Raw genomic sequence first — 15710 nt, 5'->3', positions numbered from 1 at the left:
GGGGCGTTCTTTGGCTCCCCATGTCGACTTTTACACGACTTACTCGATAATGACCGTCATTTCCTGCTTCGCATTTTGCATCGACACGATGGTCCGGAAAGACTTGATATTTCCCGAGGCAAAAAAGAGTTCACGGGTTAGCGCTTCGTATTCCGCCATATCACGGACGTTGATCACGAGCAGAAAATCGAAGTCGCCAGTGACATAGTATACCTGCTGCACTTGCGGACAGGTTACGAAACGCTGTTTATCCTCCTCAAGCAGATCGAGACGTTCATTCTCAATGGTCACCTGCACCATAATGGTAATCGGTCTTCCCACTTTACTGGCGTCCACTAAGCTAACACTGCCTTTAATCACTCCTGCATCCTCCAGTGCAGCGATACGCCGATTGACTGCCGAAGGAGACAGGCTGATCCGATCGGCGATCTCCCGTTGCGACAAGCGATTATTACGCTGCAAGAGCGTAAGAATTTTTTTATCCCATGCGTCAAGTTTCATCATATATCTCGTCCTGCAAGCCTGTGATCAACCTCACTAATGCAACGTTGTTGCGTGAGAATGATAAAACAGAGTGAAAATTGCGGCGCGATGGGCAACTTTGCGCCAATTAACCGCCGGGCGCAGTGTACCATCACAGGCAGTGGGAAAGCGGTATATCGCGACAAAAAGCCTCTCACATTCTGACTTAACCAATTTAAAGCGACCGTCCTGTCTCAGGCCGCACGGATCCGTGCACCCGTCGTTTAGGCGGAATGGTCGCAAATAACGTTATCGTCGCAGGACGATATGAAAATAGAGGTGCCTGAATAGTGGACACAATTAAATATCAACTTAACGCCCGGCGGCAGCCCTATGGCCATGGAGCAGACTTGAGTCTGCTGAATGAAAGCGTGGGGAACGAAGTGCTGGCATTCCATCAAAAATTTCCTGATTACCGGGTCACGCCGCTGCGTAAGCTGGAATTTTTAAGCCAGCGGCTAGGGCTGGGATCGATCCATATAAAAGATGAAGCGCAGCGATTCGGTTTGAATGCGTTTAAAGGACTAGGCGGGTCCTATGCGATGGGGAAATATCTCGCCGCTCTGCTTGAGCGAGATATTAATACGTTGAGCTTTGCCGAGCTTAATTCACCAGTGATTAAGGCGCGTATCAAGGACATCGTATTTGTGACTGCTACCGACGGTAACCACGGACGTGGCGTGGCGTGGGCGGCTGAGCAGCTTGGGCTGCGTGCGGTGGTGTATATGCCAAAGGGCTCGTCGCCGGTACGCGCGCAGAATATTCGCCGGCATGGCGCCGAATGCACGATTACTGAACTGAACTACGACGACACAGTTCGGCTGGCGGCCAAAACCGCGCGCGAGCAGGGATGGGTTCTACTCCAGGATACCGCCTGGCAGGGCTACGAGCAGATCCCCACATGGATCATGCAAGGCTATACGACCCTCGCTGTTGAAATCTGGCAGCAACTGGCAGAAAGCGGAGCGCCGATGCCGACGCATCTGTTTTTACAAGCCGGGGTCGGGTCGTTTGCCGGTAGCATCATGGGATATTTCATCGAAAAGATGCAGCAGCAGGCTCCCACCATCATCATCGTTGAGCCGCACAAGGCGAACTGCCTGTATCGCTCGGCAACCATTAATGACGGACTGCCGCACAGCGTCGGCGGGGATATGTCAACTCTGATGGCCGGGCTTGCCTGTGGTGAACCTAACATCACCAGCTGGCCAATGCTCCGCGACCATGCCACCTGTTTTATTTCCGCCGACGATTGTCTGGCCGCCAATGGCATGCGCCTGTTGGCCGCTCCGCGACCAGGTACTGACGAACCTTTTGTCTCCGGGGAATCCGGCGCTATTGGCACAGGAGTGCTTTATGCGCTGATGACTCAACCGGCGTATCGCGAGCTTGCCGAATCGCTGCGCCTGAATGCCGATGCACAGGTTCTGTTAATCAGCACGGAAGGAGATACATCACCCGATGTCTATGAAGACATCGTCTGGTTTGGCCGTAATGGTTGAGCGCTATCGACAATAACAAGGGGGCCATCTTACCTACCCTACAAGCCCTCGGTATGACAAGCGTTCTGACTCATAACGAAAACATACGCGCTTTCGCGTCATGCATAGAGAGAACCTGACCGATGAATACTGAAAATATAATTATCAATAAAGGATATTCCGATCCCGCAAAGTGGCATAGCGAAGATACCGTTTGGGTCCTTGGCCTGTTCGGTACCGCCATTGGCGCCGGGGTGCTGTTTCTGCCGATTAATGCCGGAATTGGCGGCTTCTGGCCGCTGCTGATTGTTTTTGTCCTCGCTTTTCCTATTACTTATCTGGCTCACCGCGGTCTGGCGAGATTCATTTACTCTTCCAATACGCCGGAAAGCAGTATTACCGATGTTATTGGCGAGCATTTTGGCGCGCTGGCGGGAAAAGTATTTACCGTCATCTATTTCTTCGCCGTCTATACCATTCTGATTATGTATGCGGTGGCTATCACCAACACCGCGCAGAGCTTTATCACCCACCAGTTGGCAATGGCCGAGCCTCCCCGGTCGCTGGTGGCCATCGTTCTGATCCTCGGGCTGATGTTTATCGTCCGTTTCGGACAGCGTTTGATAATGCGGGTGATGAGCACCCTGGTTTATCCCTTCATCATCTCGCTTATTTTTATGGCACTTTTTCTCATTCCGCACTGGAACGGCGCAATTTTGCAAACCGTAAACTTCAGCGCCACGGGCGATGGGCAGGGGATCATGTTATCCCTCTGGATGACCTTCCCGGTACTGGTGATGTCGTTTAACCACTATCCCATCATTTCGCCGATGGTGGTGCGCCAGAAGCAGCGTTACGGTCTGGCGCTCGCTGAGGGTAAATGTGCGCAGATCCAGCGCTACGGTATCCTGCTCATGACGGTGGTGGTGCTGTTTTTTGTTCTCAGCTGCGTGTTAAGCCTGTCGCCGCAGCAACTGGCGGAAGCCAAAGCCCAGAATCTGTCGATTTTGTCCTATCTGGCCAATCAGTACGATACACCGATTATTGCCTGGCTATCGCCGATTATCGCCTTTGTCGCTATTACTAAATCATTTCTTGGCCACTACATCGGCGCCTATGAATCGCTGCGCGACCTGATTCTGGAGGCCGCCGCGGCACGCGGTAAAAAACCTGGTATTCGCCTCGTCGACGCGGTCATCCTGGTGTTTATGGTGCTTACCTGCTGGTTCGCCGCGTACAAGAACCCCAGTATCCTCGGTATTATCGAATGCATCAGCGGTCCCACCGGGGCGGCAATTCTGCTGCTGTTGCCTATGTACGCCATTCATAAATTACCGGTGCTTGCCCCCTGGCGCGGTAAAGCGAGCAACGTTTTCGTCACCCTGATTGGGCTTATCACCGTATCTGCCATTTTTTACGGCATGTTCCAATAACCACCATTATTAGCGAGATGTTTTATGAGTCATTATCTGCAGATTAACGGCCAACGGCTTATCGATTCCCTGTATGCACTTGGCGAACATGGTGCGCTGCCAGGCGGCGGCGTATGCCGCCTGGCAGCGACTGCCGAAGATAAAGCCGGCAGGGACTTTGTTGTAGCCCGCATGAAGGCGCTGGGCCTGAGCGTGTCAATTGATGCTATCGGTAATGTCACCGGCGTTTATCACGGCGAGGAGACGTTGCCGATGGTGATGATGGGGTCACATATCGATACCGTCGCCACCGGTGGGTTATACGATGGCAACTACGGCGTTATGGCCGGCCTTGAGGTGATTGCCACCCTCCAGGATGCCGGGATCCGCACCCGACGACCGTTGGCGGTAACCTTCTTTACTAACGAGGAGGGGGTGCGATTTCAGCCCGATATGATGGGCAGCGTGGTGTTTGCCGGCGAGTATCCGTTGGCGCAGGCGCTCGCGGCAAAAGATCTCGACGGTATCACGCTCGATGAAGCGCTGCGTAACATTGGTTATAAAGGCGAACGTCAGCCGGGAGATATGGCGGTAGATAGCTACGTTGAGCTGCATATCGAACAGGGACCAATTCTTGATAAAGAGCAGATTGATATTGGCGTGGTTACCGGCGTGCAGGGTATTTCGTGGCAGGAATTTACCCTGAGAGGCGTATCGAATCATGCGGGTACTACCCCAATGTCCATGAGACGTGATGCCGGGCTGGCGGCTGCGAAAATCGCTGTTTTTGCCCGTGAGCTGGCGCTAAGCCTTGGTGGTGATCAGGTAGCTACCGTTGGACATTTCAGCGTGAAGCCTAATCTAATCAACGTCATTCCCAACCATGTCGTCATGTCAGTGGATCTCCGCAATACCGATAATGCGATCTTATGTCTGGCGGAGCAGCAATTGGCCGAATTTGTCGCGAAAACGTCGCAGGAAGAGGGCGTGGAGATAACCAGCCGCTCACTGGTGCGCTTTAATCCGGTCATTTTTGCCGATGAGATCGTCAATGCGGTGGAAGCCGAGGCGGAGCGTCAGGCGCTCAGTTACCGACGTTTGCCAAGCGGCGCCGGACACGATGCACAATTTATGGCGTCGGTATGTCCCGCCGGGATGATTTTTGTCCCCTGCGTCGATGGCATTAGCCATAACGTCAAAGAACATAGCGCAGCCAAAGATCTGATTGCTGGCGCCAATGTGCTGCTGCAGGTGGTTTTACAGCGCGCCCAGCGTATGGACTAATGTTTACAGGAGCAGAGAATGAATCAGCAACAGCTAAAGCAGCAGCTTATCGCCTGGCGTCACTATTTGCATGCCCATCCGGAAAGCGCCTTCGAGGAGCAGAATACTTCACGGTTTATTGCCGAAAAGCTCGAGGCTATGGGCATTGAGGTGCACCGCGATATTGGCAAAACCGGGGTGGTGGGGAGATTGAAATGCGGCGACGGGAAGGGCGTTATTGCTATTCGTGCCGATATCGATGCCATTCAATTGACCGAACAGGGAGACTGGTCTTACCGCTCCATGACCGCCGAGCGGATGCACGGCTGCGGACATGATGGTCATACCTGCATTGCGCTGGGCGCGGCGCAGTTGCTATTGCAGCGGCAGAATTTTAACGGCACGGTCTGCTTTGTTTTTCAGCCTGCTGAGGAACCTGGCTATGGCGCCAGAGCGATGATGGACGATGGCGTTATTGAACGCTTTGGCATAGAGGAAATCTACGGTCTGCATAATATGCCGGGTATGAAAGCCGGGACTATCGCCACGCGAGTCGGTGGCATTATGGCCAGTGAAGATAACTTTATTATTCGTATTAAAGGGCAGGGAGCGCATGCGGCGCGGCCGCATATGGCGAAAGATCCGCTGGTCATTGCGGCGGAAATCATCCTGGCTTTGCAGACAATTGTTTCGCGAAATGTTGATCCGAACGTGCCAGCGGTGATTTCCTGTACTGAACTGCACACCGATGGCATCCGCAATGCGATTCCGACGCACGTCGAAATCAAAGGGGATACGCGCAGCTTTGCACCGGAGGTGCAGATGCTGCTCGAAGAACGAATGCGTACCATTAGCGAAGCGATTTGCGCGATGCACGGTGCGACGTGCCAGTTCAGCTATACCCATGAATTTGCGCCAACGGTGAACTGGCAGCAATGCGTTGATGTGGCGGTCACCGCTGCGATTAACGTGGTAGGGGCTGAGAAGGTGGACGGCAACGTCGCACAGATGATGATTTCGGAGGATTTTGGCGCTTTTCTGCAAAAAATCCCCGGCTGTTTCATCTTTTTAGGCAACGGCGATAGTTCAGATGCTCAGGGCAATACACCGTTGCATAATGCCTGCTACGACTTTAATGATGAGATATTGCTAACTGGCGCGGAGTATTTTGCCGAGGTCGTCAGAACCCGTCTGCCGCAGGAGTGATATTGATTGGCCCGATAGCAGAATGCCGTCGGGCCATGTTTTTTAGCTCGCCTTTTTAATCGGCGGCAGGTCGAACGCCTCGCGCAGGGCGCGGACGAAGGCCTTATCGTGGCAGATGGTTTTCCCCGGGCTGTCGGAGAGTTTCGCCACCGGTTTGCCGTTACATTCCACCAGCTTAATCACGATATTGAGCGGTTTAACCTGCGGCAGATCGCAGGTTAAACGGGTGCCGATACCAAAGCTCAATTTCACCCGCGAGGCGAAGTGGCGATACAAATCGACCGCTTTGGCGAGATCGAGATTATCGGAGAAGACCAGCACTTTGCTCAGCGGATCGATGCCCAGCTTCTGATAATGGGCGATGGCTTTTTCACCCCATTCCACCGGGTCGCCGGAGTCATGGCGCAAACCCTGATAGCGGGTAGCGAATTCCGGACCAAAATCGCGCAGGAACGCATCCATGGTGATGCAGTCGGTCAGCGCGATGCCCAGCTGGTCGGGATACTCTTCCAGCCAGGCGGCAAGGGCCGCCCGCTGGCTGCTGGCAAGGCTGGGGCTGATCTGCTGGTGGGCCTGGAACCACTCATGGGCCTGGGTACCCATCGGGGTTAAATTCAGACGGCGCGCCAGATCGTAATTGCTGGTGCCGACAAACCATGGTTCCTGCTGCAGACGCCGCACAATACCTTCCTGCACCTCGCGTGAAAAACGACGGCGGGTGCCGAAGTCCATCAGACGGAAGGCGCTCATGTCGAGGTCAGCGGTCATGGTGGCGAAGTCGCCTAGCTTATGTTCCAGCGTGTTGAGCGCCTGATCGACGCCCATCTCTGGTGAACGATAGCGATGGACCAACTCGCTTATCACCGCCAGCAGCGGGACTTCCCACATGATGGCTTCCCGCCATGGGCCGGTAAGGCGAATGTTCAGCTTACCATTGTCATTGCTGACCGTGACCTGGCGCGGGTCATAGCGAAAATCGCGCAGCCAGTCGAGATAATCCTGGCGGAAAAAGGGAAGGGTGGACAACCAGTGATATTCATCATCCCGCAGTCTCAGGTCGCGCATGGACTCCACCTGCTCGCGGATCGCGTCGGCATAAATGCCGAGCAGGTCGTCTCCGCGGCAGCGAAACTCCGCCGCCACATGCACATCGCCGTAGCGGTGGAAGACAGCCTGCTGCATGTGCAGCTTGTAGGCATCCGTATCAAGCAGCGAGTGCAGTACAGGAGAAGTGAATTGTGTCATGGTGCGCAGTAGCATCCTCTCACTGGAGCGTTCCATCCAAACCAACGCGAAAAAAGGAGGCGGAGTATACCTTTATTACCCGGCTCTGTCCCGCGATGGCGAGCGATGGCGACGCTGACGGTCATTTGCGAGGCCTAGTTTAATATATTGAACATGGATCACACCACAAGCTTTGCGTCGGGTCGAGGGCATTTCGTGCCGCGCGTGTTAACAAAATGTAGCGGTTTTCGTGTTTCACATTGAAAAGATGAAGATTCTGCATAGCGCGATTGACACAACGGGAATAGACTGGGACGACACTTTACCCAAGATGCGAAAGGTTTTTTATGACACAACAGCCCCAAGCCAAATACCGCCACGACTATCGTGCGCCGGAGTATCTGATTAGCGATATCGATTTGACCTTTGACCTGGATGCCGCAAAAACCGTCGTTACGGCCGAGAGCAAGGTCTCCCGCCACGCGGCTGCGTCTGATGTGCCATTGCGCCTCGACGGCGAAGATCTGACCCTGATCGCGCTGCAAGTGAACGGCCAGCCGTGGAGTGACTATAAAGAAGAAAACAATCAGCTGGTGATCGGCAGCCTGCCGGAGCATTTCACCCTGACCATCGTCAATGAGATCAGCCCGGCGGCGAACACCGCGCTGGAAGGCCTGTATCAGTCAGGCGAAGCGCTGTGTACTCAGTGCGAAGCGGAAGGTTTCCGCCATATTACCTGGTACCTGGACCGCCCGGACGTGCTGGCGCGGTTTACCACCAAAATCATCGCCGACAAAGCGAAATACCCGTTCCTGCTCTCCAACGGCAACCGCATGGCGCAGGGAGAGCTGGAGAATGGCCGTCACTGGGTACAGTGGCAGGATCCGTTCCCGAAACCGTGCTACCTGTTTGCGCTGGTGGCCGGTGATTTTGACGTCCTGCGTGACACCTTTACCACTCGCTCCGGTCGTGAAGTGGCGCTGGAGCTGTACGTCGATCGCGGCAATCTCGACCGCGCGCCGTGGGCAATGACCTCGCTGAAAAATTCCATGAAATGGGATGAGGAGCGCTTTGGGCTCGAGTACGACCTCGACATCTATATGATTGTCGCCGTCGACTTCTTTAATATGGGCGCGATGGAGAACAAAGGACTCAACGTCTTTAACTCCAAATATGTCCTGGCCCGTACCGATACCGCCACCGATAAAGACTATCTTGATATCGAGCGGGTGATTGGTCATGAGTATTTCCATAACTGGACCGGCAACCGCGTCACCTGCCGCGACTGGTTCCAGCTCAGCCTGAAAGAAGGGCTGACCGTGTTCCGCGATCAGGAGTTCAGCTCCGACCTCGGCTCACGGGCGGTTAACCGCATCAACAATGTGCGCACCATGCGCGGGTTGCAGTTTGCCGAAGACGCCAGCCCGATGGCGCACCCGATCCGCCCGGATATGGTTATCGAAATGAACAACTTCTACACCCTGACGGTTTATGAAAAGGGTGCCGAAGTGATCCGCATGCTGCACACCCTGCTGGGTGAAGAAAACTTCCAGAAAGGGATGCAGCTGTACTTTGAACGCCATGACGGCAGCGCCGCGACCTGCGATGATTTCGTCCAGGCGATGGAGGATGCCTCTAACGTCGATCTGTCACACTTCCGCCGCTGGTACAGCCAGTCCGGTACGCCAATCGTCACCGTGCATGACGACTACAACCCGGAAACCGAGCAGTACACGCTGACCATCAGCCAGCGTACGCCGCCGACCGCTGAGCAGGCCGAGAAACAGCCGTTGCATATCCCGTTTGCCATTGAGCTGTACGATAACGAAGGCAAGGTGATCCCCCTGCAGAAGGGCGGCCATCCGCTGCACCCCGTGCTCAATGTAACTCAGGCCGAGCAGACTTTCGTCTTCGATAACGTCTATTTCCAGCCGGTGCCGGCGCTGCTGTGCGAATTTTCAGCACCAGTGAAACTGGAATATAAGTGGAGCGATCAGCAGCTCACCTTCCTGATGCGCCATGCGCGGAATGATTTCTCGCGCTGGGATGCGGCGCAGAGCCTGCTCGCGACCTACATCAAGCTGAACGTCAACCGTCATCAGCAGGGACAGCCGCTGTCGCTGCCGGTGCATGTGGCGGACGCCTTCCGCGCCATCCTGCTGGACGAGAAGATTGACCCGGCGCTGGCCGCCGAGATCTTAACCCTGCCGTCGGCCAACGAAATCGCCGAGATGTTCGCCATTATCGATCCGATCGCCATCGCCACCGTGCGCGAAGCGCTCACCCGCACTCTGGCGAACGAACTGGCGGACGAATTCCTCGCGGTTTATCACGCCAATAAACTCGACAGCTACCGTGTGGAGCACGCCGATATTGGTAAGCGTGCCCTGCGCAATACCAGCCTGCGCTATCTGGCGTTTGCGGAGCCAACGCTGGGCGATAAGCTGGTGTCGGCGCAGTATCACCAGGCGGATAACATGACCGACGCGCTGGCCGCCCTGTCGGCAGCGGTTGCCGCCGAGCTGCCGAGCCGCGATGCGCTGATGCAGGAGTATGACGATAAATGGCATCAGGACGGTCTGGTGATGGATAAGTGGTTTATCCTGCAGTCCACCAGCCCGGCGGCCAATGTGGTGGAAACAGTGCGTGGTCTGCTGAATCACCGTTCATTCAGCATGAGCAACCCGAACCGTGTGCGGTCGTTAATCGGTGCTTTCGCCAGCAGCAACCCGGCGGCGTTCCATGCTGAAGACGGCAGCGGCTACCAGTTCCTGGTGGAGATGCTGACCGAACTTAACCAGCGCAACCCGCAGGTGGCGTCGCGACTGATTGAGCCGTTGATTCGTCTGAAGCGTTATGATGAGAAGCGACAGGCGCTGATGCGCGCTGCGCTGGAGCAGTTGAAGGGGCTGGAGAATCTCTCCGGCGATCTGTTCGAGAAAATCAGTAAGGCGCTGGCGTAACGGTGGCAAAACCCCCGGTTGCGCTCTCGCTTACCGGGGCTACAGCGCTGTGCGATTTGGTAGCCCGGCCGAGCGAAGCGCGGGCCGGGGACGTTAGTTAGCCATGACTAAACAAACGCGGCGCACGCTCGCTGTCGCCGCGTTTCATCACCCGATCCAGCACCTCTGCCTCCAGCTCGGCCAGCTTCGCCGACCCGGTGCGCCGCGGTCGCGGAATATCCACGTTCAAATCGAGGCCAATTTTCTTCTCTTCAATTAACAGCACCCGGTCGGCCATGGCCACCGCTTCACTGACGTCGTGCGTCACCAGCAGGACCGTAAAACCATGCTCCTGCCACAGAGAGACGATCAGCTCCTGCATCTCCAGACGGGTGAGGGCGTCCAGCGCTCCCAGCGGCTCGTCCAGCAGCAGCAGGCGCGGGCGATGGATCAGCGCGCGGGCCAGCGCAACGCGCTGCTTTTGCCCACCTGACAGCGCCGCCGGCCACTCCTGCGCACGGCTCTCGAGTCCGACGCTGGCCAATGCCTGTAGGGCGGCGTCGCGCCAGGCGCCTTTTAACCCCAGCCCGACGTTATCAATCACCGTTTTCCACGGCAGCAGGCGCGCATCCTGAAACATCATCCGGGTGTCGTCCTGGATCGCCGCCAGGGGTGTCGCGCCCGCCAGCAGCTCGCCAGCGTTCGGTTTTTCCAGACCCGCTAGCAGGCGCAGCAGGGTACTCTTGCCGCCGCCGCTGCGGCCCACCACCGCCACAAACTGGCCGCTGGGAATATGCAGATCCAGCTCGTTAAGAATAGTGTTATCGCCATAGCGTTTCGTCACCCCGTTCAGCAGCAGCGGGATACCTGGGGTCAGACGGGCAGTGTTCATGCGTTAGCCTCCTGAAGATGATACGCCGGGTTCCAGCGCAGCCAGAGCCGTTCCAGCAGCTGGGCGCAGACATCGGCCAGTTTGCCAAGGATGGCGTAAAGAATGATGGCGACCACCACCACGTCGGTTTGTAGAAATTCACGCGCATTCATCGCCAGATAACCGATACCGGCATTCGCCGAGATGGTTTCAGCGACAATAAGCGTCAGCCACATCAGGCCAAGAGCGAAACGCACGCCGACCATAATTGAGGGCAGGGCGCCGGGTAAAATCACGTGACGGAACAGCGCGAAGCCGGATAAACCATAGCTGCGCGCCATCTCTACCAGCCCACGGTCGATATTACGGATCCCATGCCAGGTGTTGATATAGATCGGGAACAGGGTGCCCAGCGACACAAGGAAGATCTTGGCGGTCTCGTCGATGCCGAACCACAGAATTACCAGCGGGATCAGCGCCAGATGCGGGACATTGCGCAGCATCTGGATCGAGGTGTCCAGCAGACGCTCGCCCCAGCGTGACAGGCCGCTGATCAGGCCGAGCACCAGCCCGATGGAGCCGCCGATGGCGAAGCCGACCAGCGCCCGCCACGAGCTGATGGCCAGATGCTGCCACAGCTCACCGCTGGCCGAGAGCGTCCAGAACGCTTTCAATACCCCCTCCGGCGAGGGAAGCACCCGCGTCGAGAGCCAGCCGACGGACGAGGCCAGCTGCCAGACAATGACCGTCCCCACCGGCAGCAGCCAGGGGGCGAGGCGTAACAACAGGGGATGGGTTGATTTTGCCATCAGTGTCTCCTCAGCTTTGCGCCACTTTACGCGGGATAAACTCGTTGGCGACCGCTTCCCCCTGCAGGCGCAGGTTTTGCGGCTGCGGGATAGACGGCACGGCGACGTCGAGCAGGGGGAACAACAGCTCGCCGACCCGATACGCCTCTTCCAGATGCGGATAGCCGGAGAAGATAAAGCTATCAATACCCAGCGCAGCGTATTCATTGATTCGTTCGGCAACGGTGGCGGCATCGCCCACCAGCGCAGTACCGGCGCCGCCGCGCGCTAAGCCGACGCCGGCCCACAGGTTGGGGCTGATCTCGAGCTGATCGCGTCGACCGTTGTGCAGCGCCGCCATTCGCTTTTGACCGACGGAGTCGGTTCTGGCGAAGGCCGCCTGGGCGCGGGCGATCGTTTCATCATCAAGGTGGGAGATAAGGCTGTCCGCCGCCTGCCAGGCTTCCTCGTTGGTTTCCCGCACGATCACGTGCAGACGGATGCCAAAACGCACCCGGCGCCCATGCCGGGCCGCTTTCTCCCGGACCTGAGCAATCTTCTCTGCCACCTGCTTCGGCGGTTCACCCCAGGTGAGATAGAGATCGACCTGCTCGGCGGCCAGATCCTGCGCGACGTCAGACGATCCGCCGAAATAGAGCGGTGGACGGGGCTGCTGGAGCGGCGGGAACAGCAGCTTAGCGTCGCGAACGCGCTGATGCTTGCCGTTAAAGGTGACGGTTTCTCCCTCCATCAGCTTGCGCCAGATGTGGGTAAATTCAGCTGAGGCCTCATAGCGCTCGGTGTGGTCGAGGAAGACGCCGTCGCCGGCCAGCTCGGCGGGATCGCTGCCGGTGACCAGATTGAACAGCGCCCGGCCGTTTGACAGTCGGTCCAGTGTCGCCGCCTGGCGGGCGGCTACCGTCGGCGACACCACGCTAGGCCTGAGGGCGACAAGAAATTTCAGCCGCTGCGTCACCGGGATCATCGAGGCCGCAACCAGCCAGGCATCTTCACATGAGCGTCCGGTCGGGATCAGCACGCCGGTGAACCCCAGCCGATCCGCCGTCTGCGCGATTTGCTGCAGATAGCCGTAATCGACCGGACGGGCGCCCTCTTCGGTGCCCAGATAACGACCATCACCATGGGTCGGTAAAAACCAGAACATATTCAGACTCATGATTTCGCTCCTTGTGCGGCAACGGGCTGCCAGATACGGGCCCGGATATCAACTTTTTTCGGCACCAGCTTGTTCTCATAGAACAGGTCGGCCGTCTGCTGCTGGCGAGCGGCGGTTTCGGCACTCACCGGGGTTACTGAGGTGGGGGGACGATGGTCCAGATAGCTGGCGATCACCGCTTCCGGTAATCCCATCGTTTTCGCCAGCAGCGTAATGCTTTGCGCGCGCTGGCTATGGGTCAGGGCATCGGCCTGAGTAAAGGTATCGAGTACGCCTTCAATGAAAGCGCCATTGCGTTCAGCGTAGGGGCGGGAAGCAAGATAGAACGATCCCGTCTGTTTCAGATCGGTTCCGTCAGTGAGTACCCGGGCGCCGCCCTGCAGCAGCGCGGCGGAGTAGTACGGATCCCAGATGGCCCAGGCGTCGACATTACCCTGCTGGAAGGCGGCGCGCGCATCGGCGGGGGCAAGGTAAACCGGCTGAATATCGCTAAATTTCAGGCCCGCCAGCTGCAGGGCGCGCAGCAGCAGATTGTGGGAGCTGGAACCTTTCTGGAAAGCGACCTTTTTCCCTTTTAATTCGGCAACGTTGTGAATAGGACTGCCTTGCGCCACCAGGATGACTTCCGCTTTCGGCTTGGGCGGCTCCGAACCGATATAGACCAGATCGGCGCCCGCCGCCTGAGCAAAGATAGGCGGAATGTCGCCAGTACTGCCGATGTCAATGCTGCCGACGTTCAGCGCCTCCAGCATCTGCGGACCGGCCGGGAATTCAATCCACGAGATATGGGTGCCCGGATAGCGCTGCTCCAGCAGCTGATGGCTCTTCGCCAGCACCATGCTGACGCTGCCTTTCTGATAACCAATGCGCAGGGCATCGGGCGCCGCCGGGGCGGCGTGGCCCAGCGCGGAGAACAACAGCAGTCCGCCGAGGGTCAGCGCGCGGAGAGGATTAAACATGTTCCACCCCACGCAGAGACGTTAACGACGGGGCGCGGCTGCTGGGACGATGCAGCGCCTGCCAGAAGGTCTCCAGGGACTCATCCAGGCGCCGCTGCAGGTTAGGGGTGAACTGCGGCTTATGCTGGTAATCCGTGACCTGGCTGTCATCGGCGAAGACGCCATGGAGGATCTCCTGGGCCTTCAGGGCATTCAGGACGGGTTTCAGAGCGTAGTCCACCGCCAGCATGTGGGCGATGGTGCCGCCAGTGGCCAGCGGTAGCACGATTTTGCCCTCCAGCGCGCGCTCAGGAAGCAGATCGAGCAGGGTTTTCAGGGCGCCGGAAAACGAGGCTTTATACACCGGCGTGGCGATAATCAGACCGTCGGCCCCGGCCAGTTGCTCATTGAGCGTTTGTAGCGCCGGGTTGTCAAAGCGAGCGTACAGGAGGTCTTCCGGGGCAAAGTTCTGCAGATGCCAGTGGCAGACTTCGATATCGGCGGCGGTGAGCGTCTCTCTGGCATATTCCAGCAGGGCGCTGGAACGGGAAGGGTAACGCGGGCTGCCCGCAAGCGTAATGACGCGCATCTCTCTCTCCTTATAACTAAATGTTTGCATTTATCTATAATTGATAACATTTGCAGTGAGTGTGACAGAGCACCATTATTTCCCTAAATGATTTATCCACCGTTAGATAGCCGAAAAGCGCATAACGGCGCGGGGAGAGGTAATCGTTTGCGCTGATGGGTGATTTTTTGTCGCAGGTCAATTCCCTTTCAGCTGCGGATCGCACATAATACGCCCCCGGTTTGCACACCGGGAATCCAGGAGAGTTCATGTACTACCCCTTCGTTCGTAAAGCCCTTTTTCAGCTCGATCCTGAGCGCGCTCATGAAGTTACCTTTCAACAATTACGCCGTGTCACCGGGACGCCGCTGGAAATGCTGGTTCGCCAGAAGGTACCGGCCAGGCCCGTTACCTGCATGGGGCTGACCTTTAAAAATCCGCTGGGTCTGGCGGCCGGGCTGGATAAAAATGGGGAATGCATTGACGCGCTGGGCGCGATGGGTTTTGGTTCGATTGAGATCGGCACCGTCACCCCGCGTCCGCAGCCGGGCAACGATAAACCGAGGATCTTCCGTCTGGTGGATGCCGAGGGGTTGATCAACCGCATGGGCTTTAATAACCATGGCGTTGATAACCTGGTTGAGAACGTGAAAAAGGCGCATTTTGACGGCGTGCTGGGCATCAATATCGGCAAAAATAAAGATACGCCGGTGGAGCACGGTAAAGATGATTACCTGATTTGTATGGAAAAAGTCTATCCTTACGCCGGGTATATCGCCATTAATATCTCCTCACCGAATACCCCGGGGCTGCGTACGCTGCAATACGGTGAAGCGCTCGATGATTTACTCTCCGGTATTAAAAATAAGCAGCTTGAGCTGCAGCAAAAGCATCAGAAATATGTTCCGGTCGCCGTGAAGATCGCGCCGGATCTTTTACCAGAGGAATTGATCCAGGTTGCCGATAGCCTCGTGCGTCATAATATTGATGGGGTAATTGCAACCAATACCACCCTCGATCGTTCTCTGGTTCAGGGAATGAAACATTGTGATGAGACCGGTGGGCTTAGCGGTCGTCCATTACAATTAAAGAGCACTGAAATTATCCGTATGCTCTCCGCTGAGCTGAATGGTCGTTTGCCTATCATCGGCGTGGGCGGTATTGATTCGGTGATTGCTGCGCGAGAAAAGATAGCCGCCGGAGCATCGTTGGTGCAGATCTATTCCGGATTTATTTTTAAAGGTCCGCCGCTGATTAAAGAAATTGTTACCCACATCTAATCTTTTCCTCCGCTGAAACCCACCCAGGGCTTTATTTC

Annotated in this window: 13 protein-coding genes; 6 read left to right on the top strand and 7 right to left on the bottom strand. The window is 56.7% G+C overall.

The window, feature by feature from the left end:
* Nucleotides 1–39: 39 nt before the first annotated feature.
* Complete coding sequence (locus R0140_RS18295) at nt 40–501, bottom strand: Lrp/AsnC family transcriptional regulator (RefSeq protein ID WP_002898209.1); 462 nt, start codon at nt 499–501, stop codon at nt 40–42.
* Between the two features lie 371 nt (nt 502–872).
* Between R0140_RS18295 and dpaL the strand changes: the two genes are divergently transcribed.
* The 4 genes from dpaL (at nt 873) to R0140_RS18275 (ending at nt 5884) form a co-directional block, all read left to right on the top strand.
* A complete protein-coding gene (dpaL, locus tag R0140_RS18290) occupies nt 873–2024 on the top strand; it encodes a diaminopropionate ammonia-lyase (RefSeq protein WP_032739448.1) in 1152 nt (383 codons plus the stop codon).
* 122 nt (nt 2025–2146) lie between these two features.
* The gene (locus tag R0140_RS18285) at nt 2147–3436 is read left to right on the top strand and encodes an aromatic amino acid transport family protein (protein WP_032739450.1); all 1290 of its coding nucleotides are present in this window, start codon (nt 2147–2149) and stop codon (nt 3434–3436) included.
* A gap of 24 nt (nt 3437–3460) precedes the next feature.
* On the top strand, nt 3461–4699 hold the full coding sequence (locus R0140_RS18280; RefSeq protein ID WP_004191117.1) for a Zn-dependent hydrolase: 1239 nt from the start codon (nt 3461–3463) through the stop codon (nt 4697–4699).
* An 18-nt stretch (nt 4700–4717) separates the two neighbouring features.
* A complete protein-coding gene (locus R0140_RS18275; protein WP_004179190.1) occupies nt 4718–5884 on the top strand; it encodes a M20 aminoacylase family protein in 1167 nt (388 codons plus the stop codon).
* Between the two features lie 42 nt (nt 5885–5926).
* Here the strand turns inward: R0140_RS18275 and pncB are convergent, their stop codons facing one another.
* Nucleotides 5927–7129 carry a nicotinate phosphoribosyltransferase gene (pncB, locus tag R0140_RS18270; protein ID WP_032739960.1) on the bottom strand — a complete coding sequence of 401 codons (1203 nt, stop codon included), beginning with the start codon at nt 7127–7129 and terminating at the stop codon, nt 5927–5929.
* A 326-nt stretch (nt 7130–7455) separates the two neighbouring features.
* On the opposite strand from pncB, the gene pepN reads away from it, so the two are divergent.
* On the top strand, nt 7456–10071 hold the full coding sequence (gene pepN / locus R0140_RS18265) for an aminopeptidase N (protein ID WP_032739452.1): 2616 nt from the start codon (nt 7456–7458) through the stop codon (nt 10069–10071).
* A 97-nt stretch (nt 10072–10168) separates the two neighbouring features.
* On the opposite strand, the gene ssuB is transcribed toward pepN, so the two are convergent.
* From ssuB to ssuE, 5 genes are read right to left on the bottom strand one after another with little or no spacing between them, the layout of a single operon-like run.
* Nucleotides 10169–10942: an aliphatic sulfonates ABC transporter ATP-binding protein gene (gene ssuB / locus R0140_RS18260; protein WP_012542307.1), complete on the bottom strand. Its 774-nt coding sequence runs from the start codon at nt 10940–10942 to the stop codon at nt 10169–10171.
* Entirely contained in the window at nt 10939–11730 is a 792-nt protein-coding gene (gene ssuC, locus R0140_RS18255; protein WP_008805877.1) for an aliphatic sulfonate ABC transporter permease SsuC, read from the bottom strand. The genes ssuB and ssuC overlap by 4 nt, the downstream gene beginning before the upstream one ends.
* 10 nt (nt 11731–11740) lie before the next feature.
* Entirely contained in the window at nt 11741–12886 is a 1146-nt protein-coding gene (gene ssuD, locus R0140_RS18250) for an FMNH2-dependent alkanesulfonate monooxygenase (protein ID WP_008805878.1), read from the bottom strand.
* Nucleotides 12883–13845: a sulfonate ABC transporter substrate-binding protein gene (locus R0140_RS18245; protein ID WP_023297328.1), complete on the bottom strand. Its 963-nt coding sequence runs from the start codon at nt 13843–13845 to the stop codon at nt 12883–12885. The genes ssuD and R0140_RS18245 overlap by 4 nt, the downstream gene beginning before the upstream one ends.
* Entirely contained in the window at nt 13838–14413 is a 576-nt protein-coding gene (gene ssuE, locus R0140_RS18240; RefSeq protein WP_008805880.1) for an NADPH-dependent FMN reductase, read from the bottom strand. Before ssuE ends, R0140_RS18245 begins: the two co-directional genes overlap by 8 nt.
* Nucleotides 14414–14661: 248 nt before the next feature.
* Between ssuE and pyrD the strand changes: the two genes are divergently transcribed.
* The gene (gene pyrD, locus R0140_RS18235) at nt 14662–15672 is read left to right on the top strand and encodes a quinone-dependent dihydroorotate dehydrogenase (protein ID WP_002898303.1); all 1011 of its coding nucleotides are present in this window, start codon (nt 14662–14664) and stop codon (nt 15670–15672) included.
* Nucleotides 15673–15710 lie beyond the last annotated feature (38 nt).

It is taken from the genome of Klebsiella sp. w6 (assembly GCF_033100215.1).
Classification (GTDB): Bacteria; Pseudomonadota; Gammaproteobacteria; order Enterobacterales; family Enterobacteriaceae; genus Klebsiella; species Klebsiella variicola.
The sequence above is the reverse complement of the archived record's forward strand: the minus strand, read 5'-3'. Positions and strand labels throughout refer to the sequence as shown.

Excerpts from the sequence above, each read along its gene's own strand:
- R0140_RS18275 (WP_004179190.1), top strand. The coding sequence starts at position 4,718 with ATGAATCAGCAACAGCTAAAGCAGCAGCTTATCGCCTGGCGTCACTAT.
- ssuE (WP_008805880.1), bottom strand. The coding sequence starts at position 14,413 with ATGCGCGTCATTACGCTTGCGGGCAGCCCGCGTTACCCTTCCCGTTCC.
- ssuB (WP_012542307.1), bottom strand. The coding sequence starts at position 10,942 with ATGAACACTGCCCGTCTGACCCCAGGTATCCCGCTGCTGCTGAACGGG.
- ssuD (WP_008805878.1), bottom strand. The coding sequence starts at position 12,886 with ATGAGTCTGAATATGTTCTGGTTTTTACCGACCCATGGTGATGGTCGT.
- R0140_RS18295 (WP_002898209.1), bottom strand. The coding sequence starts at position 501 with ATGAAACTTGACGCATGGGATAAAAAAATTCTTACGCTCTTGCAGCGT.
- R0140_RS18245 (WP_023297328.1), bottom strand. The coding sequence starts at position 13,845 with ATGTTTAATCCTCTCCGCGCGCTGACCCTCGGCGGACTGCTGTTGTTC.
- pepN (WP_032739452.1), top strand. The coding sequence starts at position 7,456 with ATGACACAACAGCCCCAAGCCAAATACCGCCACGACTATCGTGCGCCG.
- R0140_RS18285 (WP_032739450.1), top strand. The coding sequence starts at position 2,147 with ATGAATACTGAAAATATAATTATCAATAAAGGATATTCCGATCCCGCA.
- R0140_RS18280 (WP_004191117.1), top strand. The coding sequence starts at position 3,461 with ATGAGTCATTATCTGCAGATTAACGGCCAACGGCTTATCGATTCCCTG.
- pyrD (WP_002898303.1), top strand. The coding sequence starts at position 14,662 with ATGTACTACCCCTTCGTTCGTAAAGCCCTTTTTCAGCTCGATCCTGAG.
- ssuC (WP_008805877.1), bottom strand. The coding sequence starts at position 11,730 with ATGGCAAAATCAACCCATCCCCTGTTGTTACGCCTCGCCCCCTGGCTG.
- pncB (WP_032739960.1), bottom strand. The coding sequence starts at position 7,129 with ATGACACAATTCACTTCTCCTGTACTGCACTCGCTGCTTGATACGGAT.